Raw genomic sequence first — 21,925 nt, forward strand, 5'->3', positions numbered from 1 at the left:
CGCGAAGGGTCGTAGAACACGCCCGGCGGGAGGTAGGGCACGCGCGAAGGGTCCTAGAGCACGCCCGGCGGGAGGTAGGGCACGCGCGAAGGGTCCTAGAGCACGCCCGGCGGGAGGTAGGGCACGCGCGAAGGGTCCTAGAGCACGCCCGGCGGGAGGTAGGGCACGCGCGAAGGGTCGTAGAACACGCCCGGCGGGAGGTAGGGCACGCGCGAAGGGTCGTAGAGCACGCCCGGCGGGTGCGGTGTGGTCCGAGGCGGTTGCCATGACGGCGAGACGGTCGGTCATGGGGCCGTCACTAGTCCGGTGTGCACCAGCCGGACCGAGCGCCGGGTGACCAGCTGGGCCCGGCCGGGAATCAGCGTGCGCGGTTTCGCCTCGCCGAGGAACTTGCCCTCTTCGCGGGGGTAGGAGAACAGCAGGCCGGGGCTGCCGAGTTCCCACATCCGGCGCAGCAGCGGGTCCATCATGGCCCGCATGCCGCCGGAGGTGCTGCGGGCGACGATCACGTGCATCCCCACGTGCAGGCCCTGGGCGAGCAGCGGCACGAGCGGCGCTGTCGGCGTGGCATTGCCCATGCCGGCGGAGAACAGTTCGTAGTCGTCGATCACCACGAACAGCCGGGAGCCCTGCCACCAGTCGCGGCGGGCCAGTTGTTCCGGGGTGACGTCCGCGCCCGGGACCCGCCTCCCGACCGACACCGCGGCGGCCTTGGCGAGTTCGGTGAGACCGGCGGCGTCCACCGCGTAGCCGACCCGGTAGGCCTCGGGGATGTCCTGCAGCAGCTCCCGTCCGGGGTCGGCGGCGATGATCCGTGCCTCCTCGGGCGTGTACCGGGCGACGATCGCGCGCAGTACCAGCCGCAGCGCGTTGGTCTTGCCGGTCTTCTCGTCGCCGAGCACCATCATGTGCGGGGTGGCGGCGAAGTCGTGCCAGGTGGGCGCCATGCGCTGTTCGTCCAGGCCGAGGCAGAAATTGAGGTCGGCGGCGTCCGTGGGCGCGGGCAGTTGTCCGGCCGGCAGCCGGGCGGGCAGCAGCCGTACCTCCGGCGCCGAACGGCCCGGCCAGAAGGTGTTGATCTCGGCGACGGCGGATTTCGTCGCCGCCGTGAGGTCCTCGGTGCCTGGCGAGCCGTCCAGCCGCGGCAGCGCGGACAGGAAGTGGTGCGCGGACGGGACCAGGCCGCGGCCGGGCTGGTCCGGTACGCCGGCCGCCACCCGCGAGCCGATCTCGGACTCCATGGAGTCGCCGAGCCTCAGTTCGAGCTTGGTGCCGAACAGGTCCCGGTGCCGCGCCCGGATCTCCGACCAGCGCACCGCGGAGGCCACCACGTGCATGCCGAAGGCCAGGCCGCGCGCGGCCAGTTCGGTGATCGCGGACTCGGCCTCCTCGTATTCCGTGCGCAGGGTTCCCCAGCCGTCGACCACGATAAAAACGTCGCCGTAGGGGTCGTCGATCTCGCCCTGTTTCCGCAGCGCCCGGTAGGCGTCCATCGATTCCAGTCCGCGTTCGGTGAACTCCCGCTCGCGGCGCTCCAGCAGTTGCGACATCTCCGCGACGGTGCGCAGCACCCGGTCGCGGTCGAGCCGGGTGGCCACCGAGCCGACGTGCGGAAGGCCGCCGGTGGACACCAGGCCGCCGCCGCCGAAGTCGAGGCAGTAGAACTGCACTTCCTCGGGCGTGTGGGTCAGGCTCAGCGAGAGCATCAGGGTGCGCAGCAGCGTGGACTTGCCGGTCCGCGGCGCGCCGACCACGCCCACATGGCCGCCGGCGCCGGACAGGTCGGCGACGAGCAGTTCGCGGGACTGCTCGTAGGGGCGGTCCACCATGCCGAGCGGGATCCGGGTCAGCAGCGGCGCGGTGTGGCCGGTGGCGGCCATGCCGCGTACCGGGTCCGGTTCGATACCGGGCAGCAACTCGTCCAGGGTGGGTGAGTCGTTGAGCGGCGGCAGCCACACCTGGCGGGCGGGCGGGCCGCTGTCCTCCAGTCGCCGGGCCAGGAGTTCCAGCAGGCTCTCGCCGTCTTCCTCCGGTGCCTGCGGCTCCTCGGGCGTCTCCTGGGAGGGCGGCGGGACCGACGGCTCCTCGGCGACGGCCGGTCCCAGGCGGCCGAGGCCGAACAGCGCCACCTCCGCCCGCATCGGGTCGCTGCCGCCGGCCGGGCTCTCGCCCGTCGTCTGCGGCGCCGGGGCGGGCCCGGAGACGTAGGCGGCCTTGAACCGGACGAGGTTGGTGGTGTCGACCTTCAGGAATCCGTTGCCGGGCGCGGAGGGCAGTTCGTAGGCGGAGGCGACGCCGATGACGCTGCGCGACTCCATTGCGGAGAAGGTGCGCAGCGCCACCCGGTACGACAGGTGGCCCTCGACCTTGTGGATCCGGCCCTCGTCCAGACGCTGGGAGGCGAGCAGCAGGTGGACGCCGAGGCTGCGTCCGAGGCGTCCGATGGAGACGAAGAGGTCCACGAACTCCGGCTTGCTGGCGAGCAGTTCGGAGAACTCGTCGACGATGATCAGCAGGGACGGCAGCGGGGCGAGGCCGCTGCCTCCCGCCAGTCTCGTCTTCTCGTAGTCGAAGAGCGAGGCGTGGCCGGCGGTCCGCAGCAGTTCCTGGCGGCGGGTCATCTCACCGTTGATGGCGTCGCGCATGCGGTCCACCAGGTGGATCTCGTCGGCGAGGTTGGTGATGACCGCCGAAGTGTGCGGCAGCCGTTCCATGTTGAGGAAGGTGGCTCCGCCCTTGAAGTCGACGAGCACGAAGTTGAGCACTTCGGAGGAGTGGGTGGCCGACAGCCCCATCACGAGAGTGCGCAGCAGTTCGCTCTTGCCGGATCCGGTGGCTCCGATCAGCAGTCCGTGCGGCCCCATGCCGCCCTGTGCGGACTCCTTGAGGTCGAGTTCGACGATCTCGCCGTTCTCGTTCACACCGAGCGGGACCTTCAGCCGGGCGGCCTGTGCCTGCCGGGCCCGCCAGGTGGCGGCGATGTCGAAGGCGTGCGGGTCGCGCAGGCCGAGCAGGGAGGTCAGTTCGAAGTCGGACTCGAGCGACTGGTCGCTGAGTTCGACGGTTCCGCTGGTCCGCATGGGTGCGAGGGCCCGTGCCAGGTTCTCGGCAGCGGTCCGGCCGACGAAGTCGGCGCTCACCTCGGCGGTCGTGTCCCCCGACGGGTATTCGGCGATGCCGTCGCGCAGGGTGAGGCGGAGCACCTTCTCGCCGCCGGGCAGGGCTCCGGTGGCGTCCAGGAGCACCATGTTGCGGACGCCGGTGAGCAGGGGGGACGTCTCGGGGATCCGGGTGTCCTGCGCGATCACCACGACGAACGGCTCGGCCGTGTTGGACGCGGCGTCGGGGTCGTGGCCGGGCCGGTCGCGCACCTCGTCGCCGAGCAGTTCCAGCAGGGTGTCGTGGTCGTCGGCGGCCAGTCGCAGCGGGCCGGCCGCGTCCCATTCCTCGGGATGCTGGTTGTGGGGAAGCCATTTGAGCCACTCCCACTCCTGCGCCGCGATCTCCCGGCCGAGCAGGGCGATGCGCAGGTCGTCCGGGGAGTGCATGACCGCGAGCTGGCCCACCATCGAGCGCATCAGCCCGAGGGCCTGCTGCCCGGAGCCGGCGAACTCCACGCTGGTGAAGCGCCGCAGTGCCATGGGCACCGGCAGGTGGGGAACGCGCTGGTGCGCCTTGGTGAAGCGGCGCAGCGACACCGCGGTGAGCGGTTCCAGATCCTCGACCGGCCGGGTCTGCGGCGGCAGGAACTCCAGGGCGGCCCGGCGGGTGCCGGTGCCGATCCGGATCCGCCCGAAGTCGTCGTGGCCTGGCCGTCGTTCCCACAGCCGACCGCCGTTCGCCAGTGCCCACAGGCGGTCGGGGGGCGGGTTGTCCCACAACAGCGCCTCTCGCTGCTCGGTGGCGGCCTGCCGGGCCTGCTGGCGCTTCTGGGCAAGATACCGCAGATAGTCGCGGCGTTCGGCGCGCATACGACGGCGCCGGTCGCCGCCGGAGCGGCCCATCTGGGTCAGTGCCATGCCCGCCATGGACGTGGCCATCATGCCGGACATCAGGTACGTCGTCGGGCCGGGACGCCCTTGGGAATACATGAGCATCATCGCGCCGGTGCCGAGGCTCATCGGCACGAACGACAGGGCCGAGCTCATGTCCGCGGTGGCGGGTTCGCCCAGCGAGGGCGGCTCGGCCAGCTCGATCTGGTCCTCGGGGACCTCGGGGCCCTCGGCACGCGGGCCGCGCTTGGCGACGGTGGTGCTCATATCAGCCCGCGGCGGATCGCGTACGCGACGGCGTGGGCCCGGTTGCGCAGGCCGTGCCGCTTGATGATGCCGTGCAACACGTTCTTGATGGTTCGTTCGGAATAGCTGAGATGGGCTCCGATGTCCTGCAACTCGTGTCCTTCGGCGACGAGCCGCAACACCTCGGCCTCCCGGAAAGTCAGGCCCTCCGGGGTGAGACCCCGTGGAGCCAGGACGAGCCGCTGGGTCCGTTCCATCTGGTTCATCAGCTGCCCCTGGAGGGCGGCCGGCAAGTCGCCGTGGCCTGAGCAGACTTGCTGGATCGCCTCGTCGAACCGGTTCCAGGTGAACCCGGACCGGAACAGCACCGCACGGACCCCGGCAGCAAGGGCCATGTGCACGTCCGCCCGCCACTCCCCCTCGACGATCAGTACGACCAGGGTGTTGCCGGCCACCTGTTGACTCAGCCGGGTCAAGGCCTCCGTGTCGGGGTCGCGAAGGACGGCCACAGCCAGATCGGCGGCGGCGCCCGGTGCGGACGGAACCGGTTCGGGACGCTGGCGCAGGTGGCTGATCAGAGCGAGTCTGACGATGGGGTCGTCGGTGAGCACGCTCACCCGCGACGTGTCCTGGGCGTCCGCCGCGCTGAAGCCGCCGGCCCTGTCCCGGCGCTCCCGTACCGCCGCGAGGTCGGCGGTGGCCGGTGGGCGCACCTCTGTCTGCCCGGTGATCGCCGGCCTGGTGTGGCCGTGCTGTGCGCCGCTGTGCGCCACACGCGGGCCCTGACCTTCCTCGCGCGTGACTGACGTGAGTCCCGCCCGAGTGGCGTACGCTGCCGACTTCGTCGCGGGGTGATTGGCGGCTGCCAACCCTCTCTCCTCTCCGGTGGCCGGGGGTCTCCGGTCGGTGCACCCGTCCATCGGTCGACCGAGCAGATTCCTCCGCGTTCGCGCGCACAAGGCATCTGTCTGGAAAGGCCCTTGACATCACCCCGGGCACGATTCCGGCGCAGAAGCTCCTGATTGCAGTTTTCCCGCGCCGTCACGTTTGGGTGTACACATCCCCCCACGGACCAGGCGCTCTCGGCGACTCCCCCGACTCGCCGCACACCAGTACACGCGACGGGCAACCCCCACGACTCCCAGGAGTCCGGATCCGGCACTTCTGTACGGCAAGCAGAGGAAAGAAAGGCTGCGCGTGTTCAGCGGGTGCCGGCCTGTGCCGTGACGGCCAGTCGACGGATGCCTCTTGAAACCGGCCACGCGTCGTCGGACACGTACTCAGACATGTCGTCAGACACGGACGACGTGCAGGCCGTGCAGCGAGTAGCGGTGGGCTTCGGACGCGGGCAGCAGCGTGCTGGTGACGACGGCGTCCAGCTCACCGATCTCCGCGAAGCGGCAGAAACTCACCGCCCCGAACTTGGTGTGCACGCCCGCGAAGACGGTGCGCCGGGCGGAGCGGATCGCCTGTGCCTTGACCTCGCTCACCGCCGGGTCCGGCGTGGTCAGTCCGTGTTCACGGGAGATGCCGTTGGCGCCGATGAACGCCAGGTCGATGGCGAACCCGGCCAGCATCCTCGTCGTCCATTGGTCCACGGTGGCGAGCGTGCTGGGCCGGAGCCGGCCACCCAGCATCAGTACGGTGATGTTCTCGGCCTCCGCGAGCGCGACCGCGGTGGCCACTGACGCGGTGACCACGGTCAGTGGCCGGTCCTCGGGCAGCGCCTCTGCGATCAGCTGCGGGGTGAGCCCCTCGTCGACGAAGACGGTCTCGGCGTTCCCGAGCAGCTCCGCCGCGGCGGCGGCGATACGGCGCCTCTCCGACACATGGTTGGCGGCGCGGGCGGCGAGCGTCGTCTCGAAGTGGGCGCTCTCCACCGGGTAGGCGCCGCCGTGGGTGCGGCGGACCAGCCCCCGGTCCTCCAGGACACGGAGGTCCCGCCGTACGGTCTCCTTGGCCACGCCCAGTTCGAGGGCGAGCGTGGTCACCTCGACCGAGCCTTCACGGCGGGCGACTTCGACGATCTCGCGCTGGCGTTCTGCGGTCCTGCCCGTCATCGCTGACACCTGTCCTTCGTGCTCTTGTCGCTCGTCGATCGGGGCGCGACCGACCCGGCCCCCGGGTCCGTCCGGGCACGGATCAGAGCGGCGACTCAGCTGGCGCCGACGCTGTTCGGCACGCGCGCTCAGGGGCCCATGGCCGGTTTCGCCGGCAGGGCGAACGGCCGCTCTCCCGCGAGGAGAGAACAGCCCTTGTCTCCTGCTCCAGGGTGCGCGTGCCGCCAGGGCGACCGAGTATGGCTCGCTCCGTCGCGTCCTGGCGAGTTGCTTCATGCCCGCCCATGCCGTACTTCCTACGGATTAACCGTAGTTGCCTGACCCCCACGGCGCGAACGTTGCCCGTCCGGGAAGCACGACTGCCTGTCTGTCCGGGGCCGGGCATGCGAAACGCCCGCCGCGCGTGTGTATGGTGGCCGTGGGAAGCCGACGGGCGGGATGCCCTTGCCGTAGACAGAGCCGGTCACCCGCCGCATAACCGCGCGAGCGCCGTCCCCCACAGCACGTCCGTCCAAGTCGGAGCCTACGGTCACTGCCCGCAAACCGAATCCGCCAGTGGCTTGCTTCAAAAGGTTCGTTCGGCCAGTTGCCCGGCCTGTCTCACCCACGACCTGTCCAGGACGCTCGGACCGCGTGCCAGCATGGCGGCGACCGGCCCTGCCTGAGCACGAAACAGCCGTTCTCGCCACTTCCCGAAAATGTGCGGCGGCATTCAGAAAACTCTCTCGATAAGGTTCGATGTTCATGAGCACCACAGCACGACCGACCTTTCACTCAGCACAAATGCGCCCCTCGGGTGAGGAATCGGTGCAGGCCGCACGGGACCTCGTTCAGCTGCTGACCACACAGTCCGTCCAGACGGAGGCGGCAGGAAGGCTTTCCGATCGCAGCGCGGCTTCGCTGCGGAAAGCGGGATTCCTGTCCATATTCGCGCCCGCCGAATACGGGGGACTCGAAGCGGACGTCAGGACGGCTTCGGAGGTGTTCCGCCATCTGGCCCACGGCTGCGGGGCGAGCGCATGGACCGCGATGCTGCTGTCCGGGGGTTCCTATCTGGCCGCACTGCTGGGAGACCGAGTGCGCCAGGAAATCTGGGGGGATGACAGCCGTGCGGTCGTCTGCGGAGGTTTCGGCATGGCGCAGAACGCCGTCCGAGTTCCCGGAGGCCTTCGGATCAGTGGCCGCTGGCAGCCGCTGACGGGAATCGATCACGCCCAGTGGGCCCTTGTCGGTGTGCCCGTGGTGGACGCGGACGGGACCGTCGTGGACCGGGGAATGGCGCTGGTTCCCATGGCTGCCGCGACAGTTGAGCGCACCTGGCGGGTGGCCGGCATGCAGGGCACGGGGAGCCACACCGCCGTGATCGACTCGGCCGAGGTCCCGGACCACCGCATTCTGTTGTTCAGCAAGCTCCTGAGCGGCGAATACTCCGCCCGGTTCCCGCAGGGCAGCATCTACTCCGCGCCGGCCATCCCGTTGACTTCCGTGACGATGCCGGCACCCCTGATCGGAATGGCGGAGACGGCGCTGAACAACACGATCTCCCGCCTGAAGGCCGGCAAGCCGATGAACGGGACGATCTACACCCGAGCAGAAGACTCACCCAGCACCCAACTGGCCATGAGCGATGCCGCCGCCTCGCTCGAAACGGCGAAGCTGCACACGGCCCGAGCACTGGGAGATGTCGAGCACAGCGTGGCAGTGGGGTCCGAACTGAATTCAGCGGAGCGTGCACGCATTCGCATGGACCTGGGCACCGCGTCCAAAAAGGTCCGCGATACGGTCAGCCTGCTGCTCGACGCCGGCGGATCGAGCAGTTTCGCGCTCGACCAACCCGTTCAGCAGATCTGGCGGAACATCGAGGTCGCTTCTCGGCACCAGTTGATCTCCTTCGATCTGAGCCGTGAAGTGTACGCCCGCTCCCTGTTCGGTATGCCGACCCAGGTCACGCCTCTCCTGTGAGTCTTTCCATCTTCTGTCCTATGAGTCTTCCCATCGTCTCTCCTGTGAGCCTTTCCCTCGTCGGCGTTCCCGGAACGACAGCCGTGCTCGCGCGAACACGGCCCCCGCGGACGCCGGTATCCGAAATGAGAAACAGTCGGCGAATCCAACGCCGCTGGTACATCAGCACGAGTGGAGTCATTGATGTCCGAACTCACCCCTCAGCAAAGCGATTACGGTGTCATGTGGGACATGGTGACCGCCTACCGGGCGAGTCAACTGGCCCGTGCGGCAGCGCTGTTGTCCCTTCCCGAGCATCTCGCCGAGGGGCCGAGGACGGCCGACGAGATCGCCAAGGCGGAGTCGGCCGAACCTGATGCGGTGTTCCGCTTTCTGCGGATGTGTGCCTCGTACGGTCTGGTCTCCGCGCAGGACGACGGCCGCTTCGGCGGTACCAGCCTGCTGGCCACCCTGCGGGCCGACCAGCCCGGCTCGATGCGTGGCCTCGCGCTGGCGCTGAGCGCACCGGGACACTGGCTGGTCTGGGGCCGGCTGCCCGACGCGGTGATCAGCGGTGAGCCGCAGGCGATTGCCGCGCTGGGCAACGACGTGTGGGGCTACTACGCCGAACAGCCGGCCGAGGCCGCCGACTTCGGCCTGGCAATGGCGGGCATGACGGCCGCCGTCGGCGACGAGGCCGCACGGCTGATCGACACGACTGGCGTCGAACGGGCGGTGGACGTGGGCGGCGGGAACGGCTCGCTCCTGCGGGCGCTGATGGCCGTGAACCCCGAACTGTCCGGTGTGATCCTCGATCTGCCGACCCAGATCGACGAAGCCCACATCCTAATAGACCAGTTCGGGCTGCGGGACCGGCTGACCGCCGAGGCGGGAGACTTCTTCGAAGCCGTCCCGGAGGGCGACCTGCTGCTCCTGCGCTACATCCTGCACGACTGGGACGACGAGTCCGCGCGGCGCATTCTCACCAAGTGCCGCGAGGCCCTGCGACCGGGTGGCCGGGTTCTCGTGCTGGAACTGACGGTCGACAAGCTCGGCGGCCCCGCCATAGGCCCGTCGCAGGACATCAACATGATGGTGATGGTCGGTGGGCGGGAGCGCACGATCGCCGAGTACGGCACGCTCTTCGCGGCGGCCGGCCTGAAGCTGGTGTCGAGCAGCCCGACCAACTCCCCCATGACCATCCTGGAAGCGGTCGCAGCCGACTGAGACGCGGTACCGTGTGACTAACCTGCGTGTTTCGCTTACGGCCGTGTCCGGATCTTGAGCGGAAAGACGAAAGTGCTTTCTGAGCTGGGATGATGAGGCTTGTCTAGGGCTTCTGTCACCACAGCGGGAAGACACTTTCCGCGTGCACACTACCGGGTCGCGTCCCAAGCTCGTTGTCTCGGCCGACGGTCGCGCAGTGGTCAGCCACGCCGGATCCCGCTTGCTGGCCGATCCCGCCGATGCCACAGGCCTGACCGGCTCCTTCGCTGACACGCTGCGCCGGTTGCGGCCGCGCGGCACCGGCCACGATCCGGGCCGGGTGGCGGTCGACGTGGCGGTGATGCTCGCCGACGGCGGCGAGGCAATCGCCGACCTGGCCCTCCTGCGCGATCAGCGCGAGGTGTTCGGTCCGGTGGCCTCCACCTCCACTGCTTGGCGCCTCCTGGCCGGCATCGACACCACCACACTCGCTGCACTGCACACGGCCCGCGCCGCTGCCCGGGAGACCGCCTGGCTGCAGGCCGCCGAGACCCGGCACGGGATACCGGCCTCCCGCGCGGGCGGACGCGACCTGCCCGGCCTGGTCCTGGACCTCGACGCCACCCTCGTCACCTGCCACTCAGAGAAGGAACAGGCAGCTGCCACCTACAAACGCGGCTTCGGCTTCCATCCGCTGCTGCGCTTCCTGGACAACACCGGCGAGGCTCTGGCCGGCCTGCTGCGGCCGGGCAACGCCGGCGCGAACACGGCGAGCGACCACATCACCGTCCTGGACGCTGCGCCCGCCCAGATCCCCGATGCCCATCGCCACGGCACCGGCATCCTCATCCGCACCGACAGCGCAGGCGGCGCCAAAGCATTCCTGACCCACCTACGCAACCTGCGCCAACAGGGCATCCAGACACGCTTCTCCGTCGGACACCCCGTCACCGAACCGGTCCGCCGCGCGATCCGGGCCCTGCCCCGGCAGGTCTGGCACCCGGCCCTGGAAGAGGACGGCTCTCTGCGCGGTTCAGCCGAGGTCGCCGAGCTGACCGGCATGGTCGACCTGACCGGACATCCCGACGGCACCCGGATCATCGTCCGCCGCGAGCGACCGCACCCCGGCGCCCAGCTCTCCCTGTTCGACCTCGATGAAGGCATGCGCCACCACGTCTTCCTCACCGACACCCCCTATGGCGAGGGCTCCGTGCAGCACCTGGAGGTCCGCCACCGCGCACACGTCCGGGTCGAAGACCGCATCCGCTGCGGCAAGACCACCGGCTTCGGCCGCTTCCCCTCCCGCCATTTCCAGATCAACGCGGTCTGGCTGGAGCTGTCCCTGACCGCGATCGACCTGCTCGCCTGGACCCGCACCCCGCTCCTGCACGGCGAACTCGCCGATGCCGAGCCCAAGAAGCTCCGCTACCGGCTGCCGCACGCAGCCGCCCGTCTCACCCGCGGAGGCCGTCGCCCCCACCTACGAATCGCCGTCACCTGGCCATGGCGGCACGAGCTGGCGAACGCTTTCGCCTGCCTCGCGGCCCTGCCCAGACCCGCCACCTGACCAGTGGCTTCGTCCCTGACCGCCCACTACATGAGGACCTGGAGCACCCGACCACGCGCCGGGCCCGAGCCATGCCCACCGAACGCGAAACAGCCGATAGCCACAGCCATTGCAACCAGTTCGGCTCAGCCGAGCCGACTAACGAGTTGGATGCCACCGGCCAGGCACGACACCTCACCCACTATCACGCACCAACTCGTAAGGGCTTGCAGATCATCAAGGTGTTGCTTCCCGCCCCGTGGCTCGTTGGTGTGGTATGCGCATCCCGGACGAGATCCGTACCCAACTCGCCATGAAATTTGCGGTGTTGTTCCCGCATCTGGATGAGCGGCAGCGACTGCTACTGATGGCCGCAGAGGCTCGTGTCCTGGGACACGGTGGTGTTCGGTCCGTCGCGCGGGCGGCCTCGGTGAGGGAGACCACGGTCCGCAAGGGCGTGTTCGAGCTGGAGACCGGCGAGGAGCCTCTGGGGCGGGTGCGGCGGCCGGGCGGAGGCCGCAAAAGGGTCGCAGATCTCGATCCGGGACTGCGGCCGGCACTGCTGGCGCTGGTCGAACCGGACGAGCGCGGTGATCCGATGTCGCCACTGCGGTGGACGGTGAAGTCGACCCGCACGCTGGCGCGGGAGCTGGCCCGGACCGGGCACAAGGTCAGTGCGGACACCGTCGCGGACCTGCTGCGGGAGGAAGGCTTCAGCCTGCAGGCCAACGCCAAGGCCATCAAGGGAGGCCAACACCCGGACCGGGATGCCCAGTTCCGCTATCTCAACGAGCAGGCTCGCGATCACCGGGACACTGGCCAGCCGGTGATCAGCGTGGACACCAAGAAGAAGGAACTTGTCGGCGAGTTCAAGAACAACGGCCGCCAGTGGCGGCCTGCGCCTGATCCGATGCCGGTGAACGTCCATGACTTCGCCGACCCGCAGTTGGGCAAGGCCGTCCCGTACGGGATCTACGATCTCGCGGCGAACACCGGCTGGGTCAACGTGGGCACCGATCACGACAATGCCGCGTTCGCCGTGGAATCGATCCGCCGCTGGTGGTGCGGGCAGGGCCGGGCCGACTACCCGCAGGCGACACGACTGCTCATCACCGCCGACGCGGGCGGCTCAAACGGCTACCGCACCCGGGCCCGGAAGCTCGAACTCGCCCGGCTCGCGGCCGAAACAGGACTGGTGATCACCGTCTGCCACCTGCCGCCGGGCACATCGAAGTGGAACAAAATCGAGCATCGGCTCTTCTCGCACATCACCATGAACTGGCGCGGCCAGCCGCTGTACAGTCACGAAGTCATCGTCCAGTCCATCGCCGCGACCACCACCCGCACCGGACTGCGCGTCATGGCCGAGCTGGACACCAATATCTACCCGACCGGAATCCAGATCGGCGACGCGGAGATGGCGGCCCTGCCGCTGACCCGACACCCCTTCCACGGCGACTGGAACTATGCCATGCACCCCCGGCCGTGCTCTGCCATCCCAGCACCCCGGACTCCGCAGAAGCAGGCCCAGGAGTGGGACCATGCTCTACTGTCCGAGCCCGGCCTGACCGGCATGTCCCGGCAGCAACTGCGCGATCTCACTGACACTTTGGCTGTCGATGGCGACGTCAAGCGCGGACGCCCGCCCCGACTCGAGTTCCCCGACCAGGTCTTGGCGGCCGTCCTTCACCTGCGGGTCGCCCTGGCCGCGGAACCCCTCGCCGTGCTCTTCGACAGCAGCCGGACCGCCATGCACCGCACCCTGCTGAAGATCAGGACACTGCTCAAGGCACACGGCATCGTCATCCCGCCGGCAACCACCCCGCCCTCCGCCCTCACTGCCCTCCAAGCTCGGGTTCGTGCCCAGTCCGGCGACCCCAACAGCAAGATCAGGACGACGTGTTAATGATCTGCAAGCCCTTAGCTATGATCATCGTTGTGAGGCACACGAAACCTGTCGATCCCGAGGTGTGATCGCGGTCGGTCTCCTGCGTCGCGGACGAGGGCACATGCGCGGTGTTCCATCCCCGGCCGGGCATCTGCCGACGCCGGAGCTTCTCGAAGCATTCGGCAGCGATGTGCCGTTCTCTCCAGTGCCGTGGACCACAGGCGGGCGTGCTGCCGTGAGTGCCCTGGGCCGCGGATCACTGATCCATTTCCGAACTTTCCGAGGAATGAGACGCACGTGAATGACCTGCATGTGGGCCGCAGACGCCTGCTCAAGATGTTCGGGCTGAGTGCGACTGCGACAACCGCTGCCATTCTCCAGGCCGACCCGGTGCTGGCGGCGACCCTGGGGTACGACGAGGTGACCGGAGTCTCCCCGACCGGCTACCGTCCGCCCACCCGTCTTGCCGCCGACACCGAGGCGAAGGCGACCGCCCTCAACTGGATAGACAACCATACGGGCGACATAACCAAGCTGAGCGACGAGGTGTGGAAGCACGCCGAACTGTCGCTGCGCGAGTGGCAGTCCTCTCTCGCCACGGCTCGTCTGCTGGAGGACAACGGCTTCTCGGTCAAGTGGGGTTCCGCCGGCTTCCCGACCGCCTTCGTCGCCACCTACGGAAACGGCGGCCCCGTCCTGGGCTTCAACGCCGAGTACGACGCGCTGCCGGGTCTTTCCCAGAAGAGCGGTGTGCCCGACCACGACCCGCTGGTCTACAACTACGACGCCTACGGCCCCTCGTACGGTGCCGGGCACGGCGATGCCCACAACGCCCTCGGCGCCGGCGGCACGGCCGCCGCCATCGCTGTGGCCCAGGCGATCCGCGCACACGGACTGAAGGCCACGGTCAAGCTGTTCGGCAGCGCCGGTGAGGAGCAACTGGTCGGCAAGGCGTACGCGGTCAAGGCCGGCGTGTACGACGGCCTCGACGCCTTCCTGGACTGGCATCCCTTCAACATCACGGTGCCGTTCTGGAACACCACCAGCGCCCTGCTCTCGGCGACCTTCACCTTCCTCGGCGCCTCCGGGCACGGCGGCTCGCCGCTGGGCAACAAGAGCGGCCTGGACGGCGCCCTGCTGATGGCGACGATGTCGGAATACCTGCGGGAGAAGAACGTCGCGCCCTCGGGCCGCTTCCACTACGCGATCATCAACGGGGGCGGCGCTCCCAACGTGACACCCGACATGTGCTCGATCTGGTTCTTCGTCCGCGAGGGAAGCCCCGATCGCGCCCGCGTCCTGTACGACAAGATCGTGGAGTGCGCCAAGGCCGCCGCCCAGGCCAGCCAGACCCGCCTGGTACACAGGTTCCATGCCGGCACATGGAACCTGCTGGCGAACAAGGCGGGCGCGGAACTCCTCAACGACAACATGCGCCAGATCGGCGCTCCCAAGTTCACCGACGACGATCACGCGTTGGCGAAGGCCATCCAGAAGTCGCTCGGCCGGCCGGAGGTGGGCATGCCCACCGATCTGACCCCGCTCACGCCGCCGGCGGCCGCATACACCGGTGGCCTGTCCACCGACACGGCGGACATCAGCTGGCAGGCTCCCACCGCCGTCCTGCTGTCCGCCGCCTACCCGCCGGGCATCCCGAACCACAACTGGGGCGTCACGGCGACGGCCGCCACCAACATCGGTCACCAGGCCCTGCTGTCCGCCGCACGGTATCTGGCGGCCAGCGCCGTCGACCTCATCGAGCAGCCCGAACTGCTGGACGCCATGCAGCAGGAGTTCAAGGACCGCAAAGCGGCGGTCAAGTGGACCTCGATGATTCCTGACGGCACCCAGCCGCCCCTGTACGAGCCCCCCGCGGACTTCCTGCAGGAGACCAACCAGTACTGGCCGCCCCCGGCGGTGCAATGGCCCGTGCCGCAGGTCGTCGCCACGGAACAGCTCGGCACCACCGGTCCCAACCTCCCGCCCGTGACCTGACCCCGAAGGCCACCCGCCTGCGATACGACCCGGCCTGGCGTGGTGAGGCTCAGGCTCTCCGCGTCGTACCGGCGCCGGAGTGGGCGGCGTCCGCTCCGAGGCCTGCGCCGTCATGACGCGTACTCTCACGACCTGCGCTCTCAGGTGGCTGATCTGATCCGGACAGCGGCCTTGGCCAGAGACCGTGTGACTGCCGGACAGGCACGAGATGTTGCTACCTGGAAGCAGCGCGCTGCCGACGGGGCGCAGTTGCCGTCGTTCCGGCTGCACAGGCAGGTGGCGCGCCGGTACTGGATCCAGAAGAGTTGCCCGCGCTGTCACGCGGGGCGGGGCAAGCCCTGCGTACTCGCCGAGGGCACCGATGTCGGCAAGGCGCACGACTTCCCTCATGACGAGCGGGTGCAGCCGATCGTGGACGAACGAAAGGCCCAGCAGAAGGCGAATCCGAAGGCCGTCCCGCGACCTTGGCGGGTGTACGAGGTGACATGCACGGACTGCGGCCAGGGCCCGGACTCCCGCTGCAAGAGCCCCGGCGGCCCACATCGGGTACGCGTTGAGAGGCCGAAGGAGTACACCCGTCTGCGGAAACCTCGGCCGCAGTGATCCATCACAGCAGGCGGCGGCGTGTTCGGTGCCGCATGGCCCCGAGGCAGCGCCGACGCTGTTGGCGAATTCGAGCGGTACGTGACATCGCCCTTCACCACCCCATCAGGGACGATGAAGGGCGATGTGTCTCGCACTCCGCCAAGAATGGCCCCGTAATTACAGTAAACCCGTGATCTGAACTCGGCACAGTCCCTAGGTGACCGCGTGACCGGAGCAGCGAACGCGCCCGGATCTGCGGGTGATCAGCCCGGACATACAGAGTCGCCCGGGAGAGGCCTGCGATAAGCAAGCCTCTCCCGGGCGATTTCCGGACGACTTCCTGAAGAAGAGAAAATCGTCCGTTCCGCGTTTCAGCCTTTCTGCACGGCGGTGAGGATGTCCGACGCCCGCTGGAGGGACTGGTCGACACTCTCGTCGCTGTACATGGTGTCAACCATGACGTGGCGAATGTCCGTGCGCTCCCGCACCGCCTTGATGACTGCGGCCACTTCGTCCGTCGACGCCCCCGCGTCCATGTTCACGCGCAGCACACTGTCGATGGCAGAGGGTTCACGGCCCGCCGCCCGCGCCAGTCGGTCGATCAGCGCCCGCTGCTGCACCAGGCCGTCGACGTCCGGCCAACTCGGCACCGTGCACACCGGAAGCCAACCGTCGCCACGCTCGGCGACCCTGCGCAGCGCACGCTCGGAGAACGCGCCCAGGTAGATCGGCGGGCGAGGTCGGCGGACCGGCTTCAGCGGCGCGTGGTGCAGGGGAATCGACAGCTGATCGCCCTGGTACGCCGCTGGATCCGTGGTCCAGATCGCCTCCAGTGCGTCGAGGAGTTCGTCCATCCGGGCCCCGCGCCTGGTGAAGTCCACCCCGGCGGCCTCGAACTCCTCGGGCGACCAGCCGATGCCGAATCCCGGCAGCAGGCGTCCACCGCTGATCAGGTCGATCGTCGTCAACGACCGGGCCAGCTGGACCGGCGGATACAGCGGGGCGACGATGACGTGACTGCCCAGCAGCACACTCTCGGTGGCGCTGGCGGCCACCCCCAGCAGGACGAAGGGGTCAGCGGCCGGGTTCATCTCGACGGGGATGGTGCTCCCCCGGCCGCCGTACCCGATGCGCGGATGCACGGCCGCGAGATTCCGGTCTCCCACCCACAGGCTGGCACCGCCCGCCCGTTCTGTCTCCCGTGCGAACTCCGCAGCCCGCTCGACTTCGAACGCCTGCTTGTGGAACTGCGGCAACGTGAATCCGACCTTCACGAACAATCCTTTCGGCAACGTCCCTCACCCTCGGCCTTGAGGGCGGCGTGGATGGCCACGAACTATGCTCCGAGTCATCTGGACTATCAAGTCCGAATGATCGCTTCCCTGAGGCAAGGACCAGTTGCGACAAGCTGCCACCCGTCCCGCCGAGACTCACGGCGAATGGTCCGGCCTGCGCCGGTGAAGTCACAGCGCGGGCCGGGGTTTCTTCTCGTCACCGGCGACACCGCCGCGAGCGGTGGATGCCGGCGGGTCCGGTCAGCGGGTCGGCACCGGGATCTCGCGCTTGAGGATCTTGCCACTGGGGCCGGTGGGCAGCGCGTCCACGATCCAGATCCAGCGCGGGTACTTGTACGCGGCCACCCGTTGCTTGACGAACTCGCGCAGTTCCTCCGGTGCCGCCTGCGCGCCGGGGCGCAGGACGACCGCCGCGCCCACGTCCTCTCCCAGCTGCTTGTCCGGGATGCCGACGACGGCCGCGAGCCCGACGGCGGGATGCTCGTGGAGGACCTCCTCGATCTCGCGCGGGTAGACGTTGTAGCCGCCGCGGATGATGAGGTCCTTCTTGCGGTCGACGATGTAGAGGTAGCCGTCCTCGTCCTGGCGGGCCAGGTCGCCGGTGCGCAGCCAGCCGTCGGGGATGGCGGCGGCGGTCTCTTCCGGGCGGCCCCAGTACCCCTTCATCAGATTCGGTCCACGGACCACCAGTTCGCCGACCTCGCCCGGGGGGACCTCCCGGCCCTTGCCGTCGAGCAGCCGCACCTCGATGTCCCGGACCGGTGTGCCGACGGAGCCGGCCTTGCGCGGCCGGTCGGGATGGTTGAAGGACACGGCGGGACTGGTCTCGGACATCCCGAAGCCCTCCAGCACCATGCATCCGAAGCGTCGCTCGAAGCCGTGAAGGATCTCGACCGGCAGCGAGGCGCCGCCGGACACGCACACGCGCAGGGACGAGGTGTCCACGTCGGACCCGTGCTGCAGGAGGGCCGCGTACATGGTCGGGACACCCTCGAAGACGGTGGCTCGATCCCGGGCGATCGCTTCCAGCACCGCCTGCGGATCGAATCGCGCAACCAGGGTCAGCGCGGCACCCGAGCGGATCGCCACGTTCATGGTGCAGGTCTGGCCGAAGATGTGGAACAGCGGCAGGCAGCCCATGATCACGTCGTCCGGGGCCAGTTGCAGCACGTGGAGGGCGCTGGTCTCGGCGTTGTGGCGCAGCCCGGCATGGGTGAGCGCCGCGCCCTTGGGCAGGCCCGTGGTGCCAGAGGTGTACAGCAGTACCGCGATGTCCTCTCCATGAGCGGGGGCCACTTGTGCCAGCGGTTCGTACCGGGCCAACTGCTCGATGAACATGGCCGGTTCGACCACGTGGAAGGGAACCCCCGCCGCGTCCGCGCCCGCGGCGCCTTCGCCGGGAGCGTGCAGCCACATGAACAGCGCCGCCGCGCCGGAGTCCCGCAGGTGGTACTCGACCTCCCGCTGCTTCAGCAGAGGGTTCAGCGGGACGACGATGGCTCCGGCCCGCAGCGCCCCGTAGTAGAGCACGACGAACTCCGGCACGTTGGGGAGCATGAGCGCCACCCGGTCCCCCGGGGAGATTCCCTGAGCCCGCAGGAGGGCAGCCGCGCGGGCGGTCAACTGCTCCAGTTCCGCGTAGCTGATGACCTGCGCCCCGACTCTCAGCGCGGGATGCCCCGGCTGCCGCGCGGCCGTCGCTGTCAGGAACTCCGCCAGATTGGCCATGTCCAGGCCACCTCCACCACTACAACTACGTCGGATCGTTGAGTTCACGCTGCTCGATGTGTTCACACAGCTCGATGTGTTCGCGCTGCTCGATGTGCTCACGTTGCTTGATGCGTTCACGCTGTCGGCATGCGGCGACTCGGATGCCTGGCGCCTTCACCCTCAACCCCTCCCGGCCGCCGCGGTGTTCTGCCGCCCCAGGGTGAACACCCCTTTTGCCGTCCGCCCCTGGGCTGCCGCGGACGGGGCGAGCTAGATCGCGGCCTGATCCAACTCCTTCCAGGCCGCTCCGGTCAAGCGCTGGGACTGCTGCCACAGTTCGGCGGCGACGTCACGGTCGAGCCACTCCGCGGGCACCTTCTCCCTGACGGGCTTCCCGAAGCCGCGCAGCACCCGGGGGCCCCACAGTTCGCCTCCGTCGATGCGGGGATCGAGGGCGGCCCGCACGGCGGGCCAGGCCGCGTTCTCCTTGCTCTGGGCCATGACGGCCTTCGGCAGCGCCTTCAGATGTTCGGCACGCCCACGGGTCCGCAGGGGCGGACGCGAGGGCGTCAAACCGTCGAGCGCTCCCCCGGGATGGGCGATCACGCTGCGGATGTGGGAGTCCGCCGCGCGAAGGCGACGGTCCAGCTCAAGCGCGAAAACGGTCTGCGCGAGCTTGCTGCGCGCGTAGGTCCGCATGGGCCGGTAGGGCTCGCGTGACGACTGCAGATCGGTGAGGTCGAGCTTGGTGAAGCGCGCGGCCACGCTTCCCATCGTGACCACGCGGCTTCCCGGGCTGGCCACCAGGAGCGGCAACAGCCGTTCCATGAGGGCGAAGTTGCCGAGGTGGTTGGTCCCGAAGACGAGTTCGTTCCCGTCCTCGGTGATCGAGTACTGCGGCTGCGCCAGTACGCCGGCGTTGAGTACCACGGCGTCGATCCCGGACAGCGCGCCGAGCCGGTCCGCGATTCCCGCCACCGACCCGGATACGGACAGATCCAGTGGCACATGGTCGACGCGGGCCTGTGGCAGGCGGCTGTGGATCGCCTCGATGGCCAGGCGTGCCTTGTCGGCGCTGCGGGAGGCGATGAGGACGCGGGCCCCGGTCGCGGCGAGCTGTTCGCTGATGAAGTACCCGATCCCCGCGTTTCCGCCGGTGACCAGGAACGTGCGTTCCGAGTTGTCAGGGAGGTTGTGCACGTCCCACGCGCTCTTGCTGCCGGACATCGTGATCTTCACCTTCGGTCGTGGTCAGTGGGGAGGTTTCCCGCGCGGTCACGTGGCGCCCGCCTTCGAAGGCTTCGCCGGACCGCTTCAGGGCGAGGCGAGCAATTTTGGACTGCCACGTCCATAAGCGTGGCAGCCACTTTTTGAACTTTCAAGTCCAAAACCGCCCACCCATGGTCACCACTCACCCGTGGTCACCGCTCGCCCGCAGTCACCACCCGCCTCCGACCACCACCGGCCCCGAGCCGCACCGGATGCGTGACCGATGCCTACGGAGCGTAATCACCACTCCCCCGACAGGTAGGGTTCGCGCATGCCCAACGCAGACAAGGACGGCCAGCCCAAGGCCCGCCTCAGCAGAGAAGCCCTGGTCACCAGCGCCATCGCCCTGGCGGACACCGAAGGGCTTGAGGCGGTGACGGTGCGCCGGCTGGCCCAGCAGCACTCCGTGGCACCCACCTCCCTGTACTGGCACTTCAGGGACAAGGAGCGCCTGCTGGACGGCATAGCGGAGCATCTCCTGCAGCAGGTCGAGGTTCCGGAACACCCTGACGGTGACTGGCCGGAACAACTGCGCGACATCCTGGCGCGCATCGTCGTCGTCCTGCGCGCCCACCCTGCGGCGGCCCAGCTCATCCCCACGCGGTTGCTGGCGTCACCGGCGGGATTGGCCGTCACGGACCGCACTCTCGCGCTGCTGAAAGAAGCCGGCCTTCCCGCGGAGCGGATCGCCGGTACGGCGATGTTCCTCCTCGGCGCGGTGGTGTCCATGATCGCGGCGGAGCCCGGCCGCCAACTGCCCCAGGACAAGGAGGAACGCGAGGACGCGGTCCGGGTCAAGCGGGCACTGCTGTCGGCCCTCCCGCCCCGGAACCTCCCGGTCGTCGTGTCCTTCGCCGATCATCTCTGCGATTGCGCGGATCCGGACACGTACTACGACTTCAACCTTGACGTTCTCGTCGCCGGCATCGCGCGGATGGCGGCGACCCCCTCGCGGTGACCCCCGATGCCGCACAGCTCGGTGACCCCCGCTGCCGCACAACGGGGTCACCCCCGAAGGTCACCGGCACGGCACGGCACCAACACACACGACGAACAGCCCCCTTGAGGCTCGCCCCGGTGTCGACGAACCCCTTGATCAGAGCACTGAACGGTGTAAGTTAACAGTGTTCAGGCGGGTGCGGTCCGCATTGCACGGCCGAGACCCTTCGCGAAGTGAACCAATGGGGCGGCATGAACAGAGTGAAGGTCGGCGTAGTCGCGCAGGACCAGCTCACCCAACAGGCGCTGTCGAGTTACCTCCATGATCACGCCGAGGTCGTACTCACTCGCGTCGGCGGCGACGCCGAGCTGGTCGTGGCCGCCGTGTCCGACCCCAACATCGCCGCGCTGACGAGGCTGCGCGAACTGGTGAACGCTGAAACGTTCCTGGTGCTGATCGTGGACGGCGAGTGGCATGCCGACATCCAGAAGGCCCTCGAACTCGGCACGAGAGCCGTGATCTTCCGGTCGGATTTCACCTGGGAGCGGTTCGGTGAGGCGTTGGAGCAAGTGGCCTCGGGGCATGGCGACTTGCCCGCCATGCTCCAAGGGCGGCTGATGGACCAGGTGGCGAGAACCTACGTCGAGGTACTGGAGCCACGCGGGCTCACGTCCGGAGGGCTCACCGTCCGGGAGGTCGACGTCCTGCGCCTGGTCGCGGACGGGTACGAACTCCAGGCGGTCGGCTCCGAACTGGGCTACTCGGAACGAACCGTCAAGAGCGTGCTGTACGGCGTCATCAAGCGGTACAACCTGCGCAACCGTGCCCACGCCGTCTCATACGCCCTTCGCTACGGCATGATCTGATGGCATCGCTCCGCTCACATGCCCGGCCTCGCGGGATGCCTCGCCTCGCCCCGCCCTCCGCGGCACCTTCGACCGCGCCTTTCACCCCAGCCTTAGCCACACCTCCACCCCGCCCTTCGCCACACCTTCGGCCGCGCCTCCACCCCGCCCCACGCCGCACCTTTCGCCCCAATCGCGCACCCACCCGATTTTTGGACTTGCAAGTCCAAATTTCCAAGAGGACAATTTGGGAGTGAGAGTCCAAAAGCCGTTGTCCGAGGCTGCGCTCATTGGCCGACGTGCCCCTGTTCCAGGAGCCGCTGCCGGCCGACAGTCGCCGCCCGACCCCGGCCGCTGGGCGCGGTGCTCGGTCCCAACGGGCTTGCACGGCCGGCGACTTCGGCCGG

General features: G+C 68.8%; 15 protein-coding genes. 9 read left to right on the forward strand and 6 right to left on the reverse strand.

What is annotated here, in order from left to right:
- Positions 1 to 284: 284 nt before the first annotated feature.
- The gene (gene eccCa / locus ACGFYV_RS34350) at positions 285 to 4,259 is read right to left on the reverse strand and encodes a type VII secretion protein EccCa (RefSeq protein ID WP_393882454.1); all 3,975 of its coding nucleotides are present in this window, start codon (positions 4,257 to 4,259) and stop codon (positions 285 to 287) included.
- Positions 4,256 to 4,855 carry a LuxR C-terminal-related transcriptional regulator gene (locus ACGFYV_RS34355; protein ID WP_393882455.1) on the reverse strand — a complete coding sequence of 200 codons (600 nt, stop codon included), beginning with the start codon at positions 4,853 to 4,855 and terminating at the stop codon, positions 4,256 to 4,258. Before ACGFYV_RS34355 ends, eccCa begins: the two co-directional genes overlap by 4 nt.
- Here ACGFYV_RS34355 and ACGFYV_RS34360 point away from each other — a divergent pair.
- Positions 4,842 to 5,024, forward strand: coding sequence for a hypothetical protein (locus ACGFYV_RS34360; RefSeq protein WP_393882456.1), 183 nt, complete (start codon positions 4,842 to 4,844; stop codon positions 5,022 to 5,024). The genes ACGFYV_RS34355 and ACGFYV_RS34360 overlap by 14 nt on opposite strands.
- A gap of 506 nt (positions 5,025 to 5,530) precedes the next feature.
- Here the strand turns inward: ACGFYV_RS34360 and ACGFYV_RS34365 are convergent.
- Entirely contained in the window at positions 5,531 to 6,298 is a 768-nt protein-coding gene (locus ACGFYV_RS34365; RefSeq protein ID WP_393882457.1) for a DeoR/GlpR family DNA-binding transcription regulator, read from the reverse strand.
- Between the two features lie 744 nt (positions 6,299 to 7,042).
- Here ACGFYV_RS34365 and ACGFYV_RS34370 point away from each other — a divergent pair.
- The 5 genes from ACGFYV_RS34370 to ACGFYV_RS34390 all read left to right on the forward strand — a co-directional run bounded on the left by ACGFYV_RS34370 (position 7,043) and on the right by ACGFYV_RS34390 (position 14,874).
- Positions 7,043 to 8,260: a hypothetical protein gene (locus ACGFYV_RS34370; RefSeq protein WP_393882458.1), complete on the forward strand. Its 1,218-nt coding sequence runs from the start codon at positions 7,043 to 7,045 to the stop codon at positions 8,258 to 8,260.
- Between the two features lie 183 nt (positions 8,261 to 8,443).
- A complete protein-coding gene (locus ACGFYV_RS34375) occupies positions 8,444 to 9,466 on the forward strand; it encodes a methyltransferase (RefSeq protein WP_393882459.1) in 1,023 nt (340 codons plus the stop codon).
- A 112-nt stretch (positions 9,467 to 9,578) separates the two neighbouring features.
- Complete coding sequence (locus ACGFYV_RS34380; RefSeq protein WP_393882486.1) at positions 9,579 to 11,012, forward strand: IS1380 family transposase; 1,434 nt, start codon at positions 9,579 to 9,581, stop codon at positions 11,010 to 11,012.
- A 256-nt stretch (positions 11,013 to 11,268) separates the two neighbouring features.
- On the forward strand, positions 11,269 to 12,897 hold the full coding sequence (locus tag ACGFYV_RS34385) for an ISAzo13 family transposase (RefSeq protein ID WP_393882460.1): 1,629 nt from the start codon (positions 11,269 to 11,271) through the stop codon (positions 12,895 to 12,897).
- A gap of 279 nt (positions 12,898 to 13,176) precedes the next feature.
- Positions 13,177 to 14,874: an amidohydrolase gene (locus tag ACGFYV_RS34390; RefSeq protein ID WP_393882461.1), complete on the forward strand. Its 1,698-nt coding sequence runs from the start codon at positions 13,177 to 13,179 to the stop codon at positions 14,872 to 14,874.
- 956 nt (positions 14,875 to 15,830) lie between these two features.
- On the opposite strand, the gene ACGFYV_RS34395 is transcribed toward ACGFYV_RS34390, so the two are convergent.
- Positions 15,831 to 16,733, reverse strand: coding sequence for a TIGR03619 family F420-dependent LLM class oxidoreductase (locus ACGFYV_RS34395; protein WP_393882462.1), 903 nt, complete (start codon positions 16,731 to 16,733; stop codon positions 15,831 to 15,833).
- 261 nt (positions 16,734 to 16,994) lie between these two features.
- Positions 16,995 to 18,482: a long-chain fatty acid--CoA ligase gene (locus ACGFYV_RS34400; RefSeq protein WP_393882463.1), complete on the reverse strand. Its 1,488-nt coding sequence runs from the start codon at positions 18,480 to 18,482 to the stop codon at positions 16,995 to 16,997.
- A 58-nt stretch (positions 18,483 to 18,540) separates the two neighbouring features.
- Here ACGFYV_RS34400 and ACGFYV_RS34405 point away from each other — a divergent pair, with 58 nt between their 5' ends.
- Positions 18,541 to 18,738 carry a hypothetical protein gene (locus tag ACGFYV_RS34405; protein ID WP_393882464.1) on the forward strand — a complete coding sequence of 66 codons (198 nt, stop codon included), beginning with the start codon at positions 18,541 to 18,543 and terminating at the stop codon, positions 18,736 to 18,738.
- On the opposite strand, the gene ACGFYV_RS34410 is transcribed toward ACGFYV_RS34405, so the two are convergent.
- Complete coding sequence (locus ACGFYV_RS34410; protein ID WP_393882465.1) at positions 18,735 to 19,691, reverse strand: SDR family NAD(P)-dependent oxidoreductase; 957 nt, start codon at positions 19,689 to 19,691, stop codon at positions 18,735 to 18,737. The two genes, ACGFYV_RS34405 and ACGFYV_RS34410, sit on opposite strands and share 4 nt — an antisense overlap.
- 313 nt (positions 19,692 to 20,004) lie before the next feature.
- On the opposite strand from ACGFYV_RS34410, the gene ACGFYV_RS34415 reads away from it, so the two are divergent.
- Together ACGFYV_RS34415 and ACGFYV_RS34420 are read left to right on the forward strand one after the other, a co-directional pair.
- Positions 20,005 to 20,691, forward strand: a complete 687-nt coding sequence (locus ACGFYV_RS34415; RefSeq protein WP_393882466.1) for a TetR/AcrR family transcriptional regulator C-terminal domain-containing protein — start codon at positions 20,005 to 20,007, stop codon at positions 20,689 to 20,691.
- A gap of 233 nt (positions 20,692 to 20,924) precedes the next feature.
- On the forward strand, positions 20,925 to 21,539 hold the full coding sequence (locus tag ACGFYV_RS34420) for a response regulator transcription factor (protein WP_393882467.1): 615 nt from the start codon (positions 20,925 to 20,927) through the stop codon (positions 21,537 to 21,539).
- Positions 21,540 to 21,925: the final 386 nt, after the last annotated feature.

This window comes from Streptomyces sp. NPDC048297 (genome assembly GCF_043201585.1).
In the GTDB taxonomy this organism is placed as follows: Bacteria; Actinomycetota; Actinomycetes; order Streptomycetales; family Streptomycetaceae; genus Streptomyces.